The following is a 17598-nucleotide window of genomic DNA, read 5'->3' as shown; positions in this document are numbered from 1 at the left end:
TGTATTGCGCCTTTAATACGGCACGATGACCAAGAAACCTCTCTGGCGCGAAATCTGGGACTTCCCGCTCGTCTCGCTCGTCGTCGCGATAGCGGCATTCGTGGCCGTATTTGCTGGGGTAACCTACCTGTTCGCGCAGTTCGACATTCCACTTTCCAAGACGGGAAAGATCGTACTCAACGGCCTCTTGGCACCCGCGCTGGCCTTGCTGCTGGCGAAGTTCCTGATCCCTCGCCTCGGGGATAATCGCCGCGATGATCTTGCGTGGTCCGGTGCCGGGCGGATGCTTCTCATCGGCATCGCCGGATCGGCATTGCTGATGACCGTCATCTTCGCGGTGGTCTTCGCACTCGGTGGCTATCGTGTCGACGGCTGGGGAGGGATGACGTCGTGGGCGATGCTCCTGTTCATTGCCGGGTTGCGGGCCGGAGTAGTCGAAGAAGTCATGTTCCGCGGAATTTTGTTCCGATATCTGGAAGATTTCGGCGGCAGCTGGTTCGCACTCGCGGCGACATCGGCATTGTTCGGCGTAGCGCATATCATGAACCCGAACGCCACGTGGTTCAGTTCGCTCGCGATCGCGGTGGAAGCGGGCGTGTTGCTCGGCGGAGCATACATGTTGACCCGCTCGCTGTGGCTTTCGATTGGCCTGCACTTCGGCTGGAATGTCACGCAGGGATTCGTGTTCGACGTGCCGGTGTCCGGCAACGAAGTGGATGGCGTCCTTGCTGCGCACCCCGCCGGTTCGGTCTGGCTGTCGGGCGGAGAGTTCGGACTTGAGGCGTCAGCCGTTGCTCTCGCGATCGCTGGTGGGGCCGGCGCGTGGCTGACGGTCAAGGCCGTTCGGGAAGGGCAACTTGTCCGCCCTTGGTGGACGCGTCGTCGCCTCGCGCGCGAAGCGGAGGCTCTCGCAGCCTAGTCCAGCTTCGGCGGCATTCCCGGCTCAGCCTTGGCCATTGCCCGCTGGTAGGCGGGCCGTTCCCCGATCCGCTTCAAGTACGCTTGCAAGTTTGGCAGGTGGCCGATGGTCATGTCGTTGAAAGCACGGCTGGTGGTGAGCTGGAAGCCCATCATGATATCCGCCGTGGTCAGCTCCGCGCCGCCGAAATAGGGCGCCTCGCCCAGCCGCTGTTCGACCATCGCCCACGCTTTCGCGGTGCGGTCGGCGACGAACGGTGGCAATTCGCTTGCGCCCGCCTGCATCGCGGCGATCGCCATCATGCCATTGGTCATGAAGGTGCCGTTAGCGAAGTGGAACCAGAACAAGTGGTCGGCGAAGTCGGGGCTGTCGATCGACGGGACCAGCCGCCCGTCGCCGTATTTCGCAACGATGTATTCGATGATCGCGCCGCTCTCGCCCAGCACCAGGCCGTCGTCCTCGATCACAGGGGCGATGCCCATCGGGTGCAGCGCCTTGTATTCGTCCGGCGCCAGCCGGTTGTCTTCGCGGCGACTGTAGAGCTTCAGCTCGTAGTCCAGCCCCAGCTCCTCGCACAGCCAGACGATTCGTTCGGATTGCGAGATGCGCAGGTGGTGGACGGTCAGCATGGGGTTTCTCTCCTCGATTGCGCGCGACATTCGGCGGCAATCGAGGAGAAGTCCAGTCGATTGATCTTGTCCACGCGGCCTAAAGCGCGGCGATCTGCCTAAAGCGCGGCGATATGTTCGCGCGCCGCTGCCAGGCCCTGCTCGACGGCTTCCGGTCCGAACCCGGCCTTTTCGACCCGGACGAAGGTCAGATCGTCGACACCGATAAAGCCGAACATCGTCGCCAGCAGGCTTTCCTGGTTTTCGGCCATGTCTTCGTTCGAATAGGCGCCCCCGCGCGAAGAGGCGACGATCACCTTGCGTCCGCCGGCAAGTCCCTCGGGCCCCTTTTCCGAATAACGGAAAGTGACACCGGGAACGCCGAGCCGGTCGAGCCATGCCTTGAGCTGCGAGGGAATCGAGAAATTGTACATCGGTGCGCCGACGATCACGATGTCCGAAGCGAGGAATTCGTGGAGCACAGCGCGCTGCGAGGGAAAGGCCGCCGCGACCGCCTCGTCGTGGGTTTCGGGCGGAGTGCGGATCGCCTTGGTGGTGATCGGGTCGATGTGTGGCAGCGGATCGGCTGCGAGGTCGCGAGTGACCAGCGTGGCGTCGGGGTATTTCGCGGTGAAGTGATCGGTCAGCATCTGGGTCAGTTTGCGGCTGATGGAATTTTCGCCGGTCGTCGCGCTGTCGATTCGCAGGATTTGCATGGGGAGAGGGTCCTTGTTTCTTGTCAAATAGGTTACTGATCGTTACCTACAGGCCATATGGAAACTCTCACCCACACTCCGCAAGAAGGCACTTTTTTGTCCGATGGGAACACCCGTGTGACCATGCATGTGCCGGACCAGCCCAGTTGCCGGGCGGTCAACGATGTCCTCTCGCGCATCGGCGACAAGTGGTCCGTGCGGGTCGTGATGAGCCTTGCCCGCGGCACCAAACGCTTCAACGAATTGCGGCGCGAGATCGACAGCATTTCGCAGCGGATGCTCACCCGTACGTTGCGCGGCCTCGAACGCGACGGGCTGGTCAGCCGCTCGGTCAAGCCCACCGTTCCGCCGCGGGTCGACTACGCGTTGACCGAACTGGGCGAATCGCTCACCGGCCCGATTGCCGCACTGGGCAACTGGGCGATGGCCAACAGCTATGCGATCGAAGTCGCCCGCGCCGATTTCGACGAAGCGCAACTCGACGACTGACCTTCAAACGAAGCTGTAGGGATCGATATCGACGCTGACCCGAACACCGCCGGGGAATTCGAGCGCGCCCAGCCAGTCGCGGATAACATCCTGCACTTGCGCACTGCGGCGCGCGTTGATCAGCAAGCGATAGCGATAGCGGCCGCGCAGCAGCGATAGCGGCGCGGGCGCCGGGCCGATGATCGCAACATCGGGCACATTGGGCCGGGTTCCGCCGATGCGGTTGGCGGCCTCGCGCGCTTCGGCTTCGTCCTCGCTCGAAACGATGATCGCCGCCCACCGCCCGAACGGCGGTGCGCCCGCGTGGCGGCGCGCTTCGGTTTCGGCGTCGTAGAATGCGTCGCGGTCACCATTGGCGAGCGCGGCGATCACCGCCGCTTCGGGATGGCGGGTCTGGATCAGCACTTCGCCCGGCTTGGCCCCACGACCCGCACGGCCCGCGACTTGCGCGACCTGCTGGTAGGTCCGCTCGGCCGCGCGCAAGTCGCCGCCTTCGAGCCCGAGGTCGGCATCGACCACCCCCACCAGTGTCAGCTCGGGGAAATGAAACCCCTTGGTGACGAGCTGGGTGCCGACGATCACGTCGATTGCGCCTTCTTCCGCCGCGGCGACGAACGCAGCGGCCTTCTCGGGCGTGTTGAGCGTGTCGCTGGTCGCGACGGCTACCCGCGCGTCAGGCAGGATTGCGGCGACTTCGTCTGCAATCCGCTCCACCCCCGGGCCGCAGGCGACGAGGCAATCGGGCTCGCCGCACTCGGGGCAAGCGGGAGGCGGGGCGGTCTCGTGCCCACAATGGTGACAGGCGAGCCGCCGCGACAGGCGGTGCTCGACCAGCCATGCCGAACAATTGGGGCACTGGAAGCGGAAGCCGCAATTGCGGCACAGCGTCAGCGGGGCGAATCCGCGCCGGTTGAGGAACAGCAGCGACTGCTCGCCGCGCTCCATCCGTTCCTGCATTGCCGCAACCAGCCGCGGGGCAAGCCAGCGCCCGCGCTCGGGTGGCTCCTCGGTTAGGTTGACCGTATCGATCGCCGGGAGAAGCGCATCGCCATAGCGGCTTTCGAGATCGAGCTTCTCGTAGATCCCGCTCGCGGCCATCTGCAGGCTTTCAAGCGCGGGGGTCGCACTGGCGAGGATCACCGGCAGGGATTCGAACCGGGCGCGCATCACCGCCACGTCGCGGGCGTTGTAGCGCACCCCGTCGTCCTGCTTGAAGCTGGTCTCGTGCGCTTCATCGACCACGATCAGCCCGAGCTTCGCGTAGGGCAGGAACAGTGCCGAGCGCGCGCCGACCACCACTTGCGCTTCGCCGCTGGCGATTGCCCGCCATGCCCGCCGCCGCTCGGTCGCCTTGAGCGAGGAATGCCACAGCACCGGAGCCGCGCCGAAGCGGTCCTCGAAGCGCCGCAGGAAGGCTTCGGTCAGCGCGATCTCGGGCAGCAGCACCAGCGTCTGCCGCCCTGCGCGCAGCGATGCGGCGATGGCTTCGAAATAGGTCTCGGTCTTTCCCGAGCCGGTGACGCCGTCGAGCAGGAACGGCGCGAAGCGATGCTCTTCCACCGCGCTCACGAACCGGTCGGCGACTTCCTGCTGCGCGGCGTTCAGCACCGGCTCTGCAAAGTCGGCGCGCGCCTCCGGGTAGGGGCGGTCGCAATCGACTTCGACCGGCTCGAGCACACCCTGATTCACCAGCCCGCGCAGCACCCCTTCGCTGACGCCCGAGAGGCCTGCCAGTTCGCGCATGTTCGCCTGCTCGCCTTCGAGAGCGCCGATTGCCCGTTCGCGTTGCGGGGTCATTCGCTCGGGCATCCCACCCGACAAGCGGTATTCGGTCATCGTTGCCGGGCCCTTGAGCGCCCCGCCGCTCGACAGAACCATCCGCGCGACCGATGCCAGCGGCGCGCAGTAATAGTCGGCGGTCCATTCGATCAGGCGGCGCAGTTCGGCTTTGAGCGGGGGGACGGGGAGCACTTCGACCAGCGGGCGCAAGCGGCTTTCCGCCACCCGTTCGGCGGGCAGTCGCTCCTCCTCCCACACGACCCCGACGACTTGCCGCGGTCCGAGTGGAGCCATCACCACCGATCCCGGCTCGACCTGCATCCCCTCGGGCACGCGGTAATCGAGCGGGCCGAGCGCGGCGTTGAGGACGAGGAGGCGGACGCGGTTCATGGCTTGGGCCATATGGGCACCGGCGGGGCCGGGCGGCAAGGTCCGCGTAGCGCACTATTACCGGTTCGTTTGCCGGTTACCCAAAGTGCTGGTCGGCGCGCTCTAGCCGCGCGCCGCCGTGCCCGCTAAGGCTGCGGGGGAATCGCATTCCCCGGGAGCCAGACACCGATGAAATTCTTCGCCGACACCGCCGAAATAGACGACATCAGGGAGCTTGCCGAAACCGGCCTGCTCGACGGCGTGACCACCAATCCCAGCCTGATCCACAAGTCGGGCCGCGATTTCATGGAAGTGACGAAGGAAATCTGCGCGATCGTCGACGGCCCGGTGAGCGCGGAAGTGGTCGCGCTCGATCATCCGACGATGATGAAAGAGGCCGAAGTGCTCCGCAGGATCGCCGACAATGTGTGCATCAAGGTGCCGCTGACGATCGACGGACTCAAGACCTGCAAGGCGCTGACCGGTGACGGTACGATGGTCAACGTTACGCTGTGCTTCTCCGCCAACCAGGCGCTGCTCGCGGCGAAGGCGGGGGCGACGTTCGTATCGCCGTTCGTCGGGCGGCACGACGACAATGGGTTCGACGGGATGGACCTGATCCGCGACATCCGCCTGATCTACGACAACTACGCGTTCGAGACCGAAATCCTCGTCGCATCGGTGCGCCACGTGATCCACGTGCTCGAAAGCGCGCGGATCGGCGCCGACGTGATGACTGCGCCGCCCAAGGTCATCAAGGCGCTGGCCAACCATGTCCTGACCGACAAGGGCATCGAAGGCTTCCTCGCCGACTGGGCAAAGACCGGGCAGAGCATTATCTAAGTTAGCAGATTGGCAGACCAGACTCCCCTCGACCAGTTCAAGCACGCGCTGACCGGAACGGCGCGCGCGATCGCGCACGAGCCGGAGGTGGAGGTCGCGTGGAGCGCCGATGCGCCGAGCGCCAGCGGCAAGAACTTCCGCGTGCCGCTGCCAGGCCGCTCGCTGCCGCCCGACCAGGCGCGCGAAGCGCGCGGATTCGCAGACAGCTTCGCGCTCAAGCTGCGCCATCACAACGAAGCACTCCACGCGAAGAACGCGCCGAGCGAACCGACCGCACGGGCCTGCTATGATGCGATCGAGCAGGTCCGCTACGAAGCGCTTGGCGCGAACAACTTCAGCGGGATGCGCGACAATCTCGATGCCGCCACCGAACTGCGTACCGCATCGGACCCGATAGCCCGCGCGCAGTCGCCGCAGGACGTGCCGGTTCAGTCCGCGCTCGGGCTGCTGCTGCGCGAGAAGCTGACCGGCCAGCCGGTGCCCGAGCGCGCCCGGGCGGGTGTCGACATGGTCCGCGATTTCATCGAGGAACGCGCCGGTTCGGACTTCGAATCGCTCGCGCTGTCGCTCGACGACCAGAAGGCGTTCCAGGGCCTCGCGCTCGATATGCTGCGCCACCTCGACCTGGTGGTGCCCGACGATCTCGACCAGCCGTCCGAAGAGGAAACCGGCGAGGACGAGAACGGCGAAGACCAGGACCAGGACGGCGACGAGCAGAACGAAGGCGACGGCGAGCCGCAGACCACCGAGGTTGCGGGCGAAGTCACCGAAGGTGACAGTGACGCCGACAGCGAAAGCGAAACTACCTCCGAACAGGAAATGAGCGAAGGCGAGCCGGACGACGACGGCGAAGAGGGCATGATGCCCGTGCGCCCGAACCGCCCGTGGACCGACCTGCCGGAAAGCTTCAACTACACCGCCTACACCACCAAGTTCGACGAAGTGATCGAAGCGCCCGAGCTGTGCGATGCGGAAGAACTCGACCGCCTGCGCCAGTATCTCGACAGCCAGCTGACCGGTTTGCAAGGCATCGTTACCCGGCTCGCCAACCGGCTCCAGCGCCGCCTGATGGCGCAGCAGAACCGCAGCTGGGATTTCGACCAGGAGGAAGGGCTGCTCGACGCCGCGCGGCTTGCCCGCGTGGTCATCAGTCCGGGCCATTCGCTGAGCTACAAGATCGAGCGCGACCAGGAGTTCAAGGATACTGTCGTCACGCTGCTGATCGACAATTCCGGCTCGATGCGGGGGCGGCCGATCTCGATCGCGGCGATCAGCGCGGATATCCTCGGCCGCACGCTCGAACGGTGCGGGGTAAAGACCGAAGTGCTCGGCTTCACTACCCGTGCGTGGAAGGGCGGGCAGTCCAGAGAAAAGTGGCTCGCCGACGGCAAGCCGCCGCAACCCGGCCGCCTCAACGACCTGCGCCACATCGTCTACAAGAAGGCCGACGAGCCGTGGCGCCGCGCGCGCCGCAACCTCGGGCTGATGATGCGCGAAGGGCTGCTCAAGGAAAACATCGACGGCGAGGCGCTGCTGTGGGCGCACGACCGGCTGCTCGCACGGGCAGAAGATCGCCGCATCCTGATCGTGATTTCCGACGGTGCGCCGGTCGACGACAGCACGCTATCGGTCAACAGCGCGGGCTACCTCGAACAGCACTTGAGGAAAGTGATCGACTGGATCGAGAAGCAGTCGCCGGTACAGCTCGTCGCGATCGGCATCGGCCACGACGTCACCCGATACTACAAGCGTGCGGTGACGATCATGGATGTCGAACAGCTCGGCGGGACGATCATCGAACAGCTGGCGGATTTGTTCGAGGTGGAAGGGTGAGCGTCTCCGAAGCCACCCTGTCCCGCCGCTCGATTCGGGCATTTCTCGATGCGCCGGTCGACCAAGCGGTGCTCGAACGGGTGCTTGCAAAGGCCCAGCGTTCGCCTTCGGGCGGCAATGTCCAGCCGTGGAATGCGGTGATCCTCACGGCGGAGCCGATGCAGGCACTGTTCGACCGGGTGGCGCTGGAGTTTCCGAAGGGCCGCGCGGCGCTCAAGCCCGAATACCACATTTACCCGCCCGAACTCGACGGGGTGTACGAGGCGCGGCGCTTCGGGGTGGGCGAGGACATGTACGCCGCGCTCGGCATCGCGCGCGAGGACAAGGCGCAGCGGCTTGCGTGGTTTTCGCACAACTTCCGCGCCTTCGGCGCGCCGGTTATGATGCTGGTCCACACGCCGAAATACATGGGCCCGCCGCAATGGTCGGACATCGGCATGTGGCTGCAGACGATTGCCCTGTTGTGCCGCGAGGAAGGGCTCGACACCTGCTTCCAGGAAGCTTGGGCGGTCTATTCCGATGCGATCCGCGAAGTGGTCGATATCCCGGAGGACCACATCCTGTTCTGCGGGGTGGCGATCGGCCATCGCGATCCCAATGCGCCGGTCAACACTTTCGATGTCAAGCGCGCGCCGCTCGGCGAAGTCGTGCGCTGGGAAGGCTTCGGCGCTTGACCGCCCGCCGCCGCGCGGGCCAAAGCGCGCATCGATGACCGACCTCAAGCTCTTCAACAGCCTGACCCGCAGCCTCGAGACGTTCGAACCCGTCCATCCCGGAGAAGCGCGCGTCTATACCTGCGGCCCGACGGTCTACAACTATCCCCACGTCGGCAACATGCGGGCGTATGTCTTTGCCGACGTGCTCGGTCGAACGCTCAGCTGGAAGGGCTACAAGCTCACCCACGTGATCAACATCACCGATGTCGGCCACCTGACCGACGATGCCGACGCGGGCGAGGACAAGATGGAGAAGATGGCTGCGGAAAAGGCGCAGTCGATCTGGGACATCGCGAAGCACTATACCGAGGCATACTGGGCGGACGTGAAGGCGCTCAATATCCGCGGGCCGATGAATAAAGGCGTGCCGGATGCGGCGAATTGGTCGATCGCGACCGACTACATCGAGGACATGATCGACTTCGCAAAGGCGATCGCGCCCGAGCATTGCTACGAGCTCGACAGCGGGCTCTATTTCGATGTGTCGACGGTCGCTGACTATGGCAAGCTCGCCCGTGCCGTAACCGATGAAGGCGAGGGCCGGATCGATACCGTCGAGGGCAAGCGCAACGCCGCCGACTTCGCGATCTGGCGCAAGACCCCGCCGGGCGAGAAGCGCCAGATGGAATGGGATTCGCCGTGGGGCAAGGGCGCGCCCGGGTGGCACCTGGAATGCTCGGTGATGGGCGGCAAGCTACTGGGCTTCCCGTTCGACATCCACACCGGCGGGATCGACCACCGCGAGATCCACCACCCCAACGAGATCGCGCAGAACCAGGCGTTCTGCGAATGCGGTTCGCTCGACGATGCCGCGTGCTCGGGCGCGAGGATCTGGATGCACAACAACTTCCTCGTCGAACGGTCGGGGAAGATGAGCAAGAGCGCGGGCGAGTTCCTGCGCCTGCAACTGCTGGTCGACAAGGGCTACCACCCGCTCGCCTACCGCATGATGTGCTTGCAGGCGCACTATCGCAGCGAACTGGAGTTCAGCTGGGAAGGGCTGCAGGCGGCGCTTACCCGGCTGAAGCGGATCGTGAAGGCAGTAGAACAGCTAAGGCGTGAAGCACGTCCAGCATTGGCAATTGGTCCTCCGAATACACCCATCGGGAGCCTAATTTTTGGCTTTGATGAGTCGATCTCAGACGATTTGAATACCTCTGTGGCACTGACTGCTCTTGAACGCGCCATTGCCGACAAGAGAGACGAGAAGTCGGTGAAGTTTGCTGGGCTTTTGAAGATGGACACTGTCTTGGGGTTTGGCCTCGATAAGCTTACCCGCGCGGACCTCCGCATCCGGCCGAAGGACGCGCAAATTACCGAAGCCGAAATCGAAGACGCGCTCGACCGACGACAGGCTGCGCGGGCGGAGAAGGACTTCGCCACCTCCGACGCCATCCGTGACGAGCTCGCGGCCAAGGGCGTCGAGGCGATGGATGGCGACCCGTTGGGGTGGGAGTGGAAGCTATGACCGTTGCAGTGATTTCCGGCCTCGTGCGGCCGATGCTCGAAGGGCACCTGCCCGCCGAAATCGAACCGCGCTGGTTCTCTTCGGTCGAGAAGCTCTACGAGCTGATCCCCGAGGCGGAGATCGCCTGGTTCGACCAGCAGGACAAGGACGTGATGATCGAGGCTGCGAAGCGCGCGGCAAAGCTCAAGTGGTTGAGCTCGATCTACGCAGGCCTCGATTTCATGCCGCTCAGCCTGCTGGCCGAACGCGGCGTAACGATCACCAACGGCGTTGGCATCAACGCGATCACTATCGCCGAATACGTCGTGATGCTGATGCTGAGCCACGCCAAGGGCTATCGCGAGGTTGTGCGCGCGATGGATCGGCACGAGTGGCTGGAGGATTCGCCCGGCAAGATCGAGCTGGCGGGCAGCCGCGCGCTGCTGCTCGGCCTCGGCGGGATCGGTTCGCTGATCAAGACCCGGCTCGAGGCGTTCGACGTCGAGGTCGTGCCGGTGCGCCGCTCGGCGGTGGATGGGGCGCTCGGTCCGGACGAATGGCGCGGCCAGCTCGGCAGTTTCGATTGGGTGATACTGGCTGTGCCAGCGACCCCCGAAACCGACGGCATGATCGGCGCGAGCGAACTCGCGGCGATGAAGAACAGCGCGGTGGTAGTGAACATCGCCCGCGGCGCGGTGGTGGACCAGGATGCGCTGGTTGCTGCTTTGGAAGCGAAGTCGATCGGTGGCGCGCTGCTCGACGTAACGACCCCCGAACCGCTGCCCGCCGATCACCCACTGTGGTCGCTGCCCAATGCGCAAGTGACGATGCACCTTTCGGGCCGCGCGCAGGACAAGATGTTCATCCGCTCCGCTGAGCGTTTCATCGCCAACTGCCACCGCTACGTGGCCGGCGAACCACTTGAGCCGATCTTCGACCCGGTGCGGGGGTATTGACGCAGGATTTGGACAGAGCGCCGCTGAACTAGCTACCGGCCCTGCCACGGGTACTCGATAGGCCATCAAAGACCACCTGCAACAAGCGCCGTGTTGCGTCAGTTCCGCTGGCTGGTCCGACGGCGATCCCATTGACCAGCAACATCAGCGACTCGCCATCGATATCCGGGCGAACCTTGCCTGCGGCCTGGGCACAGTCGAGCAGCTTTCCCAGCGCCGCTGCGGCACTGGCGCGCGCATCGGGTAGGATCGAAGGATCGGCTTCGAACAGCGGGGTGAGGTCGGCAAGCATCGTCCGTTTGGCTTGCATTTCGCTGACGTAGATAGCGATCCAGGATTGTAGCGACGCCTCTGGGTCTGAGTCGGCCATGCCAGATTGGTTCGCGGCTTCGACCAGCCGTTCCAGTGCGTCTCTGAAGATGGCCTCTGCCAGTCCCGCGCGGTTACCGAAGGACCGGTAGAGTGTGCCGATGCCGGTGTCGGCTGCACGGGCAATGTCTTCCATCCGTACGGCGGGGCCAGCCGCAGCAAAACATTCCTTGGCAGCGGCAAATATCCGGTCCCGATTGCGCCGGGCATCGGCGCGTTTGCGCTTGGAGTGGGGAGCGGGCGGGGCGCTAGTCATGCAATGGCCATAGCGTCAGGTAGGCGCATCGACCATGCGCGAATCGAAACCGGTCTCGGGATTGATCGTACGACCATGTGCCCACCAATTTTCGCGAGCGGTCTCGATGATGTTCATCATGACATCTTCGATCCTGAGGTCAGCTTCCTCGACCACGTTCCGGGCCACTTGATCGAACAGCTGCGCCTTCAACTCGGCCGAGCGATGATTGAAGCTCATCGAGATAAATACCATCCGCTCGCTGCGCGGCAGGCCGAAGAAGTTCGGGTCGTAGATCATGTTCTCGGGTTCGTGCTCGAAAGTGATCTGATTGTAGTCATCTTCCGGAAGCATAAGGACCTCGCGCAAGGCCCTCTTGATTCCCTTGGCAATGTTCAGGCGATGCGCGGTCGAGGTGCCTTTTTTGAGGTGTACGTGGACAATCGGCATGACGCTGGATCCTTCATATGTGGAATAATATTCCGCTTATAAACGGAATACGATTCCATTTGTCAAGCAGGGTCGGCCGAGATTTCCACGCGAGAAGGTAATCAGGCGTCCTTCAGCAACAGCAGCTCGCAGGTCACCACAAGACGGGGTGACGGGGCGAGTGTATGGTCGACTTCGGTCACGCTGGCATCGGCGACCAGCTGGCCGGGGATTGCGAACTCGTGTTCGGGCAGTGCGGCGATGAATCGCTCGCCCGCGGCGACCGCCTCGGCCCCCTCGAACACCAGCGCTAAGTTATGGCGTGCGCCTTCGAACGTCACGCTGGCCCACGGCTTCTCCCGGTGATGGGTGATCTGCGCCACTTGTTCGGCCAAGTCGGCGATCGCGGCTCGCAGTCGTGCCCCGGGGCCGCGCGGGGCGGCGTGCAGGCGCACGGGGCGGTGGTCGGTGTCAGCCAGCATGGACGCTCTCCGCATATTTGTTCATGAAATGTTCCACACGTCTTTCCGTTTCGGGGCGCGGCTCGCGGCCCATCCGCAGGTCCAGCACGAAACGGGGATCTTGCGCAGCGAGGCGGCCGAACCTGGTCGGAGCCATGTCGTGCTCGCGGAGGAATTTCTCGATGGAGCGAATCAGCATTGTGGCGGGGCCTTCCTGGCGAATCGGTTTGCGCGATCGAGGCCCTTAGCTTGCGGGTGAAATCCTACTTGTCTAGGAAAAATCCTACGTGTAGGAAGGAAAAATGGAATCACCCTCCCGATCCGACCCGCGCCAGCGGCTGCTCGACCTCGCGAGCGAGCGGGGCGTCAGCCTCGCCGGGTTGTCCGACATGATCGGGCGCAATTCCAGTTACTTGCAGCAGTTCATCCGCAAGGGTAGCCCCCGCAAACTGGAGGAAAGTGACCGGCGGACGCTGGCACAGTTCTTTGGCGTGCCCGATTCGGAACTCGGCGGCGTGGAGGAAATCTCGCGACCCGTCGCCGCTCCCCGCGGCGGAGACTGGATCGAAGTGCCGCGCCTTACGGTCGATGCCTCGGCCGGTCCCGGCGCGGTGGCGAGCGGCGAGGCGGCTTTCGACAGCTTCCGCTTCTCGCGGCGCTGGCTGCGCGAGCACGGCCTCGCCGGGGCGCGGCTGTCGGCGATTACGGTGGCTGGCGATTCGATGGACCCGATCCTGCGCGACGGCGACGAGATCCTGGTCGATACCGCGCAGCGATCCTTGCGCGACGGCATCCACGTGGTGCGGCTGGGCGATACGCTGATGGTCAAGCGGCTTGCCTCGGCGGGGCCGGGGCGTGCTGCGCTGCTGAGCCAGAACCTCGCCTATCCGCCGGTCGAGGTCGCGCTCGCCGAGTTGGAGATCATCGGCCGGGTGGTGTGGAAGAGCGGGCGGCTCTAGTCGAACGCTTGCATCGTGGCTCCGCTGGCTCCATCTCCATGCGCATGACTGACACCGCCAAGCCGACACCGCCCCAATCCGCACCAGCGATGCGCGCTGCAATCCTGCCCGTCACGCCCTACCAACAGAACTGCTCGCTGATCTGGTGCACCAAGACGATGAAGGGCGCGCTGGTCGATCCGGGGGGCGAGCTCGACAAGCTCAAGTACGCGGCCGAGAAAGCCGGGGTGACGCTCGAGAAGATCTTGATCACGCACGGCCACATGGATCACTGCGGGCAGGCCGGGATGCTGGCTGAGGAGTTGGGCTTGCCGATCGAAGGCCCGCATGAAGCGGATCGGTTCTGGATCGCCCGGCTGGAAGAAGACTGCAAGCGGATGGGAATGGAAGGCCGCCCGTTCGAATCCGACCGCTGGCTGGTCGACGGCGATACCGTGACCGTGGGCGACCTGACGCTCGATGTGATCCATTGCCCGGGCCACACTCCGGGACACGTGGTGTTCGTCCACAAGCCGAGCAAGTTCGCGATCGTTGGTGACGTGCTGTTCCAAGGGAGCATCGGGCGGACCGATTTCCCGCTCGGCAATCACCAGGACCTGCTCGATTCGATCACCCAGAAGCTCTGGCCGCTGGGCAACGACGTGACCTTCATTCCCGGCCACGGCCCGACGAGCACGTTCGGCCAGGAACGCAAGACCAACGCCTTCGTGAGCGACTACGCGCTCGGCTGAACCGGGCCGCGCATGCGCGTCAGATTACGCCGAACACCACCAGCACGGCTGCGACCGCGAGGCCAAGCTGGACCAGCAGGGTGATCGAGGTGCCGATCGATCGCCCGATCTGCGCCTTGCCGCCGTCCATCCCAAACCCGTGCGCAACCCGGCCGAGCATGTAGATCGCCGCGACCCACGCGAGCCACGGTGCGCCATGGCCGGTCAATTCGATCGCCGCGATCAGGATCAGAACGAACGCGGTATTCTCCACGAAGTTCAGCTGCGCGCGCATCCGGCGGGTAAGCGATTCGTTGCCACCGTCGCCGACGCTGACCTTGTGCGCGCCGCGCAGGCGGGCGATGCGGATGCTGAGCCAGATGTTGATGATCGCCGCAGCGGCGGCCGATGTCAGCGTAACGGGCAGGATAACAGACATGAATTCGGGCTCCCCCTCTGGTTGCGAGACACTCGCTACCATGATCGCGCACGCTTGCAACTGTGCAGAATTGCGCTATAGGCCGCGCCTTCCCGCCACGGCAGGGCAACATGCGCGCACGCAACCCGATGGGTTGTGCGGCATTGGAGCTTGGCCTAGGGCGAACCCGAACAACGATTATTGATGGAACAGGTGACGCAATGGCTGTCCCCAAGAGAAAAGTTAGCCCGTCGCGCCGGGGCATGCGCCGCGCACACGATTCGCTGAAGGCCGAGGCATTCCACGAATGCTCGAACTGCGGCGAACTGAAGCGTCCGCACAACCTGTGCCCGCACTGCGGGTTCTACAACGGTCGCGAAGTCGTCGCCGTCGGTCTCTGACCGCCCTGCAAACTGACCGGAGAGCGCCATGAGCCTGCCGCGTATCGCTGTTGATGCGATGGGCGGCGATGAAGGCGTGCGCGTGATGGTAGAGGGCGCCGCAATTGCCCGGCGCCAGCACGACCAGTTCCAGTTCCTGCTGGTGGGTGACGAAACGCGGATCAAGGCCGCGCTCGACAAGCACCCCAATATGCGGGGGGCGTCGGAAATCCTCCATTGCGAAGACGTGGTCGGCGGGGACGAAAAGCCCACGCAGGCGCTTCGCCGCGCCAAGACCACCAGCATGGGGCTGGCGGTCAATGCCGTGAAGGAAGGCGCTGCGGGCGCTGCCGTGAGCGGCGGCAACACAGGCGCGCTGATGGCGATGAGCAAGCTCGCGCTGCGCACCATGCCGGGGATCGACCGGCCCGCGCTTGCTGCGTTGATGCCTTCGCTGGGCGACAGCGACGTGATCATGCTCGATCTGGGCGCGAATACCGATTGCGATGCGCGCAACCTCGTGCAGTTCGCGGTGATGGGCGCGGCCTACTCGCGGATCGTCACCGGTCGGGCCGAGCCGCGCGTCAGATTGCTCAATATCGGCACCGAGGAAATCAAGGGTACCGACCAGTTGCAGGATGCCGCCGCACACTTGCGCGCTGCGACCGGCCTCGCGATGCAGTTCGACGGGTTCATCGAAGCCGACAAGATCAATCGCGGCGAATGCGACGTGGTGGTGACCGACGGATTTTCCGGGAACATCGCGCTCAAGGCGATCGAAGGTGCCGCACGGTTCGTGACCGACCTGCTGCGCAACGCCTTCACCAGTTCGCTGCGCTCGAAGTTCGGGTTCCTCGTTTCGCGCCCGGCAACCGAACTGTTGCGCCACCATCTCGATCCCAACAACCATAACGGCGCGGTGTTCCTTGGGCTTAACGGCGTGGTCGTGAAGAGCCACGGCAGCGCGAGCGCGGCTGGCGTCGCCAACGCCGTCGCGGTTGCCGCGCGGCTACTGGAGGAAGACCTGACACAACGTATTTTGGCCGATCTCGGCACGCTCCAGGCCGCGCAGCCCGACGCTGGGGAAGCCGCGTGATTCGCTCGGTGGTCACCGGCAGCGGTTCGGCCCTGCCGAAGCGCGCCGTCTCGAATGCAGAACTGGCCGAGACCGTCGACACCAGCGACGAATGGATCGTAGAGCGAACCGGGATCCGCAATCGCTACATTGCGGGCGAGGGCGAGACGACGTCGACGCTGGCGACCGATGCCGCGCGCGTTGCCCTCGATGCGGCCGGGATCGATGCCAGTGAGATCGACCTGATCGTGCTCGCTACGGCGACCCCGGATCAGACATTCCCGGCAACTGCAACTCGGGTGCAGGATGCGCTCGGTTGCCAGGGCGGGATCGCGTTCGATGTCGGCGCGGTTTGCTCCGGGTTCCTTTACGCGCTCGGTACTGCCGATGCGATGTTACGCACCGGAATGGCCAAGAAGGCGCTGGTGATCGGCGCGGAAACCTTCAGCCGGATCCTCGACTGGGAGGATCGTGCGACCTGCGTGCTGTTTGGCGACGGCGCGGGCGCGCTGGTTCTCGAAGCGCGCGAAGTTGCGGATGGCCCTCAAGCGCAAGGTATCCTCTCGACCAAACTTCACGCCGACGGTGCGCACAACGAATTGCTCTATGTCGACGGCGGCCCGTCGACCACTGGCACCGTTGGCAAGGTCCGGATGAGGGGGCGCGAGGTGTTCCGCCACGCGGTCGTCAATCTCGCCGATGTGCTGCGTGAAGTGCTTGGCGATACTGGCTACACTGCCGCCGATATCGACTGGGTGGTGCCGCACCAGGCCAATGCCCGAATCCTCGATGCGACGGCGCGCAAGCTAAGCCTGCCTCCGGAAAAGGTCGTCGTCACGGTCGACCGCCATGCCAATACCTCTGCCGCATCGGTACCGCTGGCTTTCGATGTTGCGGTACGGGACGGACGCATAAAGCCGGGCGACCTGGTGATGCTCGAAGCGATGGGTGGCGGGTTTACCTGGGGTGCTAGCCTGATCCGGATGTAAATCCCGCAGATTTCCAGCGAAAATCTGAATTCCGCGGATTGCGGCAATATGCAACATTGGTTATCATTCCCCCAGCAATCGGGTCGCACGATCGCAAAGGGAGGGTCATATGATGCGTTCGGTGGGTACGCTGACCCGGGCAGATTTAGCCGATACTATTAACCGCAAGATGGGCTTTTCACGGGCGGAGGCGCTCGACCTGGTCGAGGAGATCCTCGGCCACATGGGCCAGGCAATGGCCAATGGTGAAAACGTCAAGATTTCCGGCTTCGGCAGCTTCGTGCTGCGCGACAAGAAGCAGCGCATCGGGCGCAATCCCAAGACCGGGGTGGAAGTTCCGATTACTCCGCGCCGGGTGATGACGTTCCGCGCAAGCCAACTGCTCAAGGAGCGTGTTGCCAAGGGATAACAAGGGGATGCGGCGATGATCGGCGAATTCGACGACGGCAAGGATGCGGGCGCACTGCGCACGATCGGCGAAGTCGGCGAAGCGCTGGGGATCAAGCCGCACGTCCTGCGTTACTGGGAGCAGCAGTTCCCGATGCTCGATCCGCTCAAGCGGAGCGGCGGCAGGCGCTACTATCGCCCGGACGATGTCGAGCTGGTCCGTCAGATCGACCGGCTGGTGAACGTCGAAGGCTATACCATTAAAGGGGCTGTAACGCTGCTGAAGGAAAGTCCGCCTACAGCTTCGAGTATGCCTGCAAGACAAGCCGCCAAGCCGGACATCGATGCATCCACTCCGGATATTCCGGAGGCGGATTCGCGGGAAATCGCACCTGAGCCTGTTACAAAGACGGCTGTCGAGGCCTCGGGTGCGTCGATATCCCCGGAAATCATCGCCCGGCTCAGGCAGATCCGTGCTACCTTGGCCGCCGCTGTCGCGGCCTGACTTTCA

Annotated in this window: 22 protein-coding genes; 14 read left to right on the top strand and 8 right to left on the bottom strand. The window is 64.3% G+C overall.

The genetic code is table 11. The annotated features are described in order from the left end of the window. Positions 1-25 precede the first annotated feature (25 nt). Positions 26-919: a CPBP family intramembrane glutamic endopeptidase gene (locus tag CJO11_RS04525; protein ID WP_095011643.1), complete on the top strand. Its 894-nt coding sequence runs from the start codon at positions 26-28 to the stop codon at positions 917-919. On the opposite strand, the gene CJO11_RS04520 is transcribed toward CJO11_RS04525, so the two are convergent. Continuing rightward, positions 916-1548 carry a glutathione S-transferase family protein gene (locus CJO11_RS04520; protein WP_095013218.1) on the bottom strand — a complete coding sequence of 211 codons (633 nt, stop codon included), beginning with the start codon at positions 1546-1548 and terminating at the stop codon, positions 916-918. The genes CJO11_RS04525 and CJO11_RS04520 overlap by 4 nt on opposite strands. 98 nt (positions 1549-1646) lie before the next feature. After that, positions 1647-2243 (bottom strand): FMN-dependent NADH-azoreductase, encoded by a 597-nt coding sequence (locus tag CJO11_RS04515; protein WP_095011642.1) that lies wholly within the window; start codon positions 2241-2243, stop codon positions 1647-1649. A 57-nt stretch (positions 2244-2300) separates the two neighbouring features. On the opposite strand from CJO11_RS04515, the gene CJO11_RS04510 reads away from it, so the two are divergent. Then, positions 2301-2732, top strand: coding sequence for a winged helix-turn-helix transcriptional regulator (locus tag CJO11_RS04510; RefSeq protein ID WP_205651108.1), 432 nt, complete (start codon positions 2301-2303; stop codon positions 2730-2732). Positions 2733-2735: 3 nt separating this feature from the next. Here CJO11_RS04510 and CJO11_RS04505 read toward each other — a convergent pair whose 3' ends face one another. Continuing rightward, positions 2736-4901, bottom strand: a complete 2166-nt coding sequence (locus CJO11_RS04505) for a primosomal protein N' (RefSeq protein WP_095011640.1) — start codon at positions 4899-4901, stop codon at positions 2736-2738. Positions 4902-5069: 168 nt separating this feature from the next. Here CJO11_RS04505 and fsa point away from each other — a divergent pair, with 168 nt between their 5' ends. The 5 genes from fsa to CJO11_RS04480 are packed head-to-tail and all read left to right on the top strand — an operon-like array spanning position 5070 to position 10675. Further along, positions 5070-5723: a fructose-6-phosphate aldolase gene (gene fsa / locus CJO11_RS04500; RefSeq protein ID WP_095011639.1), complete on the top strand. Its 654-nt coding sequence runs from the start codon at positions 5070-5072 to the stop codon at positions 5721-5723. A 9-nt stretch (positions 5724-5732) separates the two neighbouring features. Then, a complete protein-coding gene (gene cobT / locus CJO11_RS04495; protein WP_095011638.1) occupies positions 5733-7556 on the top strand; it encodes a cobaltochelatase subunit CobT in 1824 nt (607 codons plus the stop codon). Further along, on the top strand, positions 7553-8230 hold the full coding sequence (locus CJO11_RS04490; protein WP_095011637.1) for a nitroreductase: 678 nt from the start codon (positions 7553-7555) through the stop codon (positions 8228-8230). The genes cobT and CJO11_RS04490 overlap by 4 nt, the downstream gene beginning before the upstream one ends. Before the next feature lie 34 nt (positions 8231-8264). Next, complete coding sequence (gene cysS / locus CJO11_RS04485; protein ID WP_095013217.1) at positions 8265-9740, top strand: cysteine--tRNA ligase; 1476 nt, start codon at positions 8265-8267, stop codon at positions 9738-9740. Further along, positions 9737-10675, top strand: a complete 939-nt coding sequence (locus tag CJO11_RS04480) for an NAD(P)-dependent oxidoreductase (protein ID WP_095011636.1) — start codon at positions 9737-9739, stop codon at positions 10673-10675. The genes cysS and CJO11_RS04480 overlap by 4 nt, the downstream gene beginning before the upstream one ends. A gap of 28 nt (positions 10676-10703) precedes the next feature. On the opposite strand, the gene CJO11_RS04475 is transcribed toward CJO11_RS04480, so the two are convergent. The 4 genes from CJO11_RS04475 to CJO11_RS04460 all read right to left on the bottom strand — a co-directional run bounded on the left by CJO11_RS04475 (position 10704) and on the right by CJO11_RS04460 (position 12368). Then, positions 10704-11300 (bottom strand): TetR/AcrR family transcriptional regulator, encoded by a 597-nt coding sequence (locus tag CJO11_RS04475; RefSeq protein ID WP_095011635.1) that lies wholly within the window; start codon positions 11298-11300, stop codon positions 10704-10706. Between the two features lie 15 nt (positions 11301-11315). Then, positions 11316-11633: a tautomerase family protein gene (locus CJO11_RS04470; protein WP_205651107.1), complete on the bottom strand. Its 318-nt coding sequence runs from the start codon at positions 11631-11633 to the stop codon at positions 11316-11318. Positions 11634-11830: 197 nt separating this feature from the next. Then, a complete protein-coding gene (locus CJO11_RS04465; protein WP_169829134.1) occupies positions 11831-12190 on the bottom strand; it encodes a hypothetical protein in 360 nt (119 codons plus the stop codon). Continuing rightward, on the bottom strand, positions 12180-12368 hold the full coding sequence (locus tag CJO11_RS04460; protein ID WP_095011633.1) for a hypothetical protein: 189 nt from the start codon (positions 12366-12368) through the stop codon (positions 12180-12182). Before CJO11_RS04460 ends, CJO11_RS04465 begins: the two co-directional genes overlap by 11 nt. A gap of 103 nt (positions 12369-12471) precedes the next feature. Here CJO11_RS04460 and CJO11_RS04455 point away from each other — a divergent pair, with 103 nt between their 5' ends. Beyond that, complete coding sequence (locus CJO11_RS04455; RefSeq protein ID WP_095011632.1) at positions 12472-13128, top strand: S24 family peptidase; 657 nt, start codon at positions 12472-12474, stop codon at positions 13126-13128. Between the two features lie 89 nt (positions 13129-13217). Further along, positions 13218-13859, top strand: coding sequence for an MBL fold metallo-hydrolase (locus tag CJO11_RS04450; protein WP_095013215.1), 642 nt, complete (start codon positions 13218-13220; stop codon positions 13857-13859). Positions 13860-13878: 19 nt separating this feature from the next. On the opposite strand, the gene CJO11_RS04445 is transcribed toward CJO11_RS04450, so the two are convergent. Further along, positions 13879-14277, bottom strand: a complete 399-nt coding sequence (locus CJO11_RS04445; protein ID WP_095011631.1) for an MAPEG family protein — start codon at positions 14275-14277, stop codon at positions 13879-13881. Positions 14278-14477: 200 nt separating this feature from the next. On the opposite strand from CJO11_RS04445, the gene rpmF reads away from it, so the two are divergent. The 5 genes from rpmF (at position 14478) to CJO11_RS04420 (ending at position 17592) form a co-directional block, all read left to right on the top strand. Next, positions 14478-14657, top strand: coding sequence for a 50S ribosomal protein L32 (rpmF, locus tag CJO11_RS04440; protein WP_095011630.1), 180 nt, complete (start codon positions 14478-14480; stop codon positions 14655-14657). Positions 14658-14685: 28 nt separating this feature from the next. Further along, positions 14686-15732 carry a phosphate acyltransferase PlsX gene (gene plsX / locus CJO11_RS04435; RefSeq protein WP_095011629.1) on the top strand — a complete coding sequence of 349 codons (1047 nt, stop codon included), beginning with the start codon at positions 14686-14688 and terminating at the stop codon, positions 15730-15732. Next, positions 15729-16700 carry a beta-ketoacyl-ACP synthase III gene (locus tag CJO11_RS04430; RefSeq protein WP_095011628.1) on the top strand — a complete coding sequence of 324 codons (972 nt, stop codon included), beginning with the start codon at positions 15729-15731 and terminating at the stop codon, positions 16698-16700. The genes plsX and CJO11_RS04430 overlap by 4 nt, the downstream gene beginning before the upstream one ends. Before the next feature lie 109 nt (positions 16701-16809). Continuing rightward, on the top strand, positions 16810-17109 hold the full coding sequence (locus CJO11_RS04425; protein WP_205651106.1) for an integration host factor subunit alpha: 300 nt from the start codon (positions 16810-16812) through the stop codon (positions 17107-17109). A gap of 15 nt (positions 17110-17124) precedes the next feature. Beyond that, complete coding sequence (locus CJO11_RS04420; RefSeq protein ID WP_095011627.1) at positions 17125-17592, top strand: MerR family transcriptional regulator; 468 nt, start codon at positions 17125-17127, stop codon at positions 17590-17592. Positions 17593-17598: the final 6 nt, after the last annotated feature.

The sequence above is a fragment of the Tsuneonella mangrovi genome, from assembly GCF_002269345.1.
Lineage (GTDB): Bacteria > Pseudomonadota > Alphaproteobacteria > Sphingomonadales > Sphingomonadaceae > Tsuneonella > Tsuneonella mangrovi.
This window is presented reverse-complemented; position numbering and strand designations above follow the sequence as displayed.

Excerpts from the sequence above, each read along its gene's own strand:
- plsX (WP_095011629.1), top strand. The coding sequence starts at position 14,686 with ATGAGCCTGCCGCGTATCGCTGTTGATGCGATGGGCGGCGATGAAGGC.
- CJO11_RS04510 (WP_205651108.1), top strand. The coding sequence starts at position 2,301 with ATGGAAACTCTCACCCACACTCCGCAAGAAGGCACTTTTTTGTCCGAT.
- fsa (WP_095011639.1), top strand. The coding sequence starts at position 5,070 with ATGAAATTCTTCGCCGACACCGCCGAAATAGACGACATCAGGGAGCTT.
- CJO11_RS04460 (WP_095011633.1), bottom strand. The coding sequence starts at position 12,368 with ATGCTGATTCGCTCCATCGAGAAATTCCTCCGCGAGCACGACATGGCT.
- CJO11_RS04465 (WP_169829134.1), bottom strand. The coding sequence starts at position 12,190 with ATGCTGGCTGACACCGACCACCGCCCCGTGCGCCTGCACGCCGCCCCG.
- CJO11_RS04425 (WP_205651106.1), top strand. The coding sequence starts at position 16,810 with ATGATGCGTTCGGTGGGTACGCTGACCCGGGCAGATTTAGCCGATACT.
- CJO11_RS04515 (WP_095011642.1), bottom strand. The coding sequence starts at position 2,243 with ATGCAAATCCTGCGAATCGACAGCGCGACGACCGGCGAAAATTCCATC.
- rpmF (WP_095011630.1), top strand. The coding sequence starts at position 14,478 with ATGGCTGTCCCCAAGAGAAAAGTTAGCCCGTCGCGCCGGGGCATGCGC.
- CJO11_RS04470 (WP_205651107.1), bottom strand. The coding sequence starts at position 11,633 with ATGCTTCCGGAAGATGACTACAATCAGATCACTTTCGAGCACGAACCC.
- CJO11_RS04525 (WP_095011643.1), top strand. The coding sequence starts at position 26 with ATGACCAAGAAACCTCTCTGGCGCGAAATCTGGGACTTCCCGCTCGTC.
- CJO11_RS04455 (WP_095011632.1), top strand. The coding sequence starts at position 12,472 with ATGGAATCACCCTCCCGATCCGACCCGCGCCAGCGGCTGCTCGACCTC.
- CJO11_RS04505 (WP_095011640.1), bottom strand. The coding sequence starts at position 4,901 with ATGAACCGCGTCCGCCTCCTCGTCCTCAACGCCGCGCTCGGCCCGCTC.
- CJO11_RS04445 (WP_095011631.1), bottom strand. The coding sequence starts at position 14,277 with ATGTCTGTTATCCTGCCCGTTACGCTGACATCGGCCGCCGCTGCGGCG.
- CJO11_RS04520 (WP_095013218.1), bottom strand. The coding sequence starts at position 1,548 with ATGCTGACCGTCCACCACCTGCGCATCTCGCAATCCGAACGAATCGTC.
- CJO11_RS04475 (WP_095011635.1), bottom strand. The coding sequence starts at position 11,300 with ATGACTAGCGCCCCGCCCGCTCCCCACTCCAAGCGCAAACGCGCCGAT.
- cysS (WP_095013217.1), top strand. The coding sequence starts at position 8,265 with ATGACCGACCTCAAGCTCTTCAACAGCCTGACCCGCAGCCTCGAGACG.
- CJO11_RS04480 (WP_095011636.1), top strand. The coding sequence starts at position 9,737 with ATGACCGTTGCAGTGATTTCCGGCCTCGTGCGGCCGATGCTCGAAGGG.
- CJO11_RS04420 (WP_095011627.1), top strand. The coding sequence starts at position 17,125 with ATGATCGGCGAATTCGACGACGGCAAGGATGCGGGCGCACTGCGCACG.
- CJO11_RS04450 (WP_095013215.1), top strand. The coding sequence starts at position 13,218 with ATGCGCGCTGCAATCCTGCCCGTCACGCCCTACCAACAGAACTGCTCG.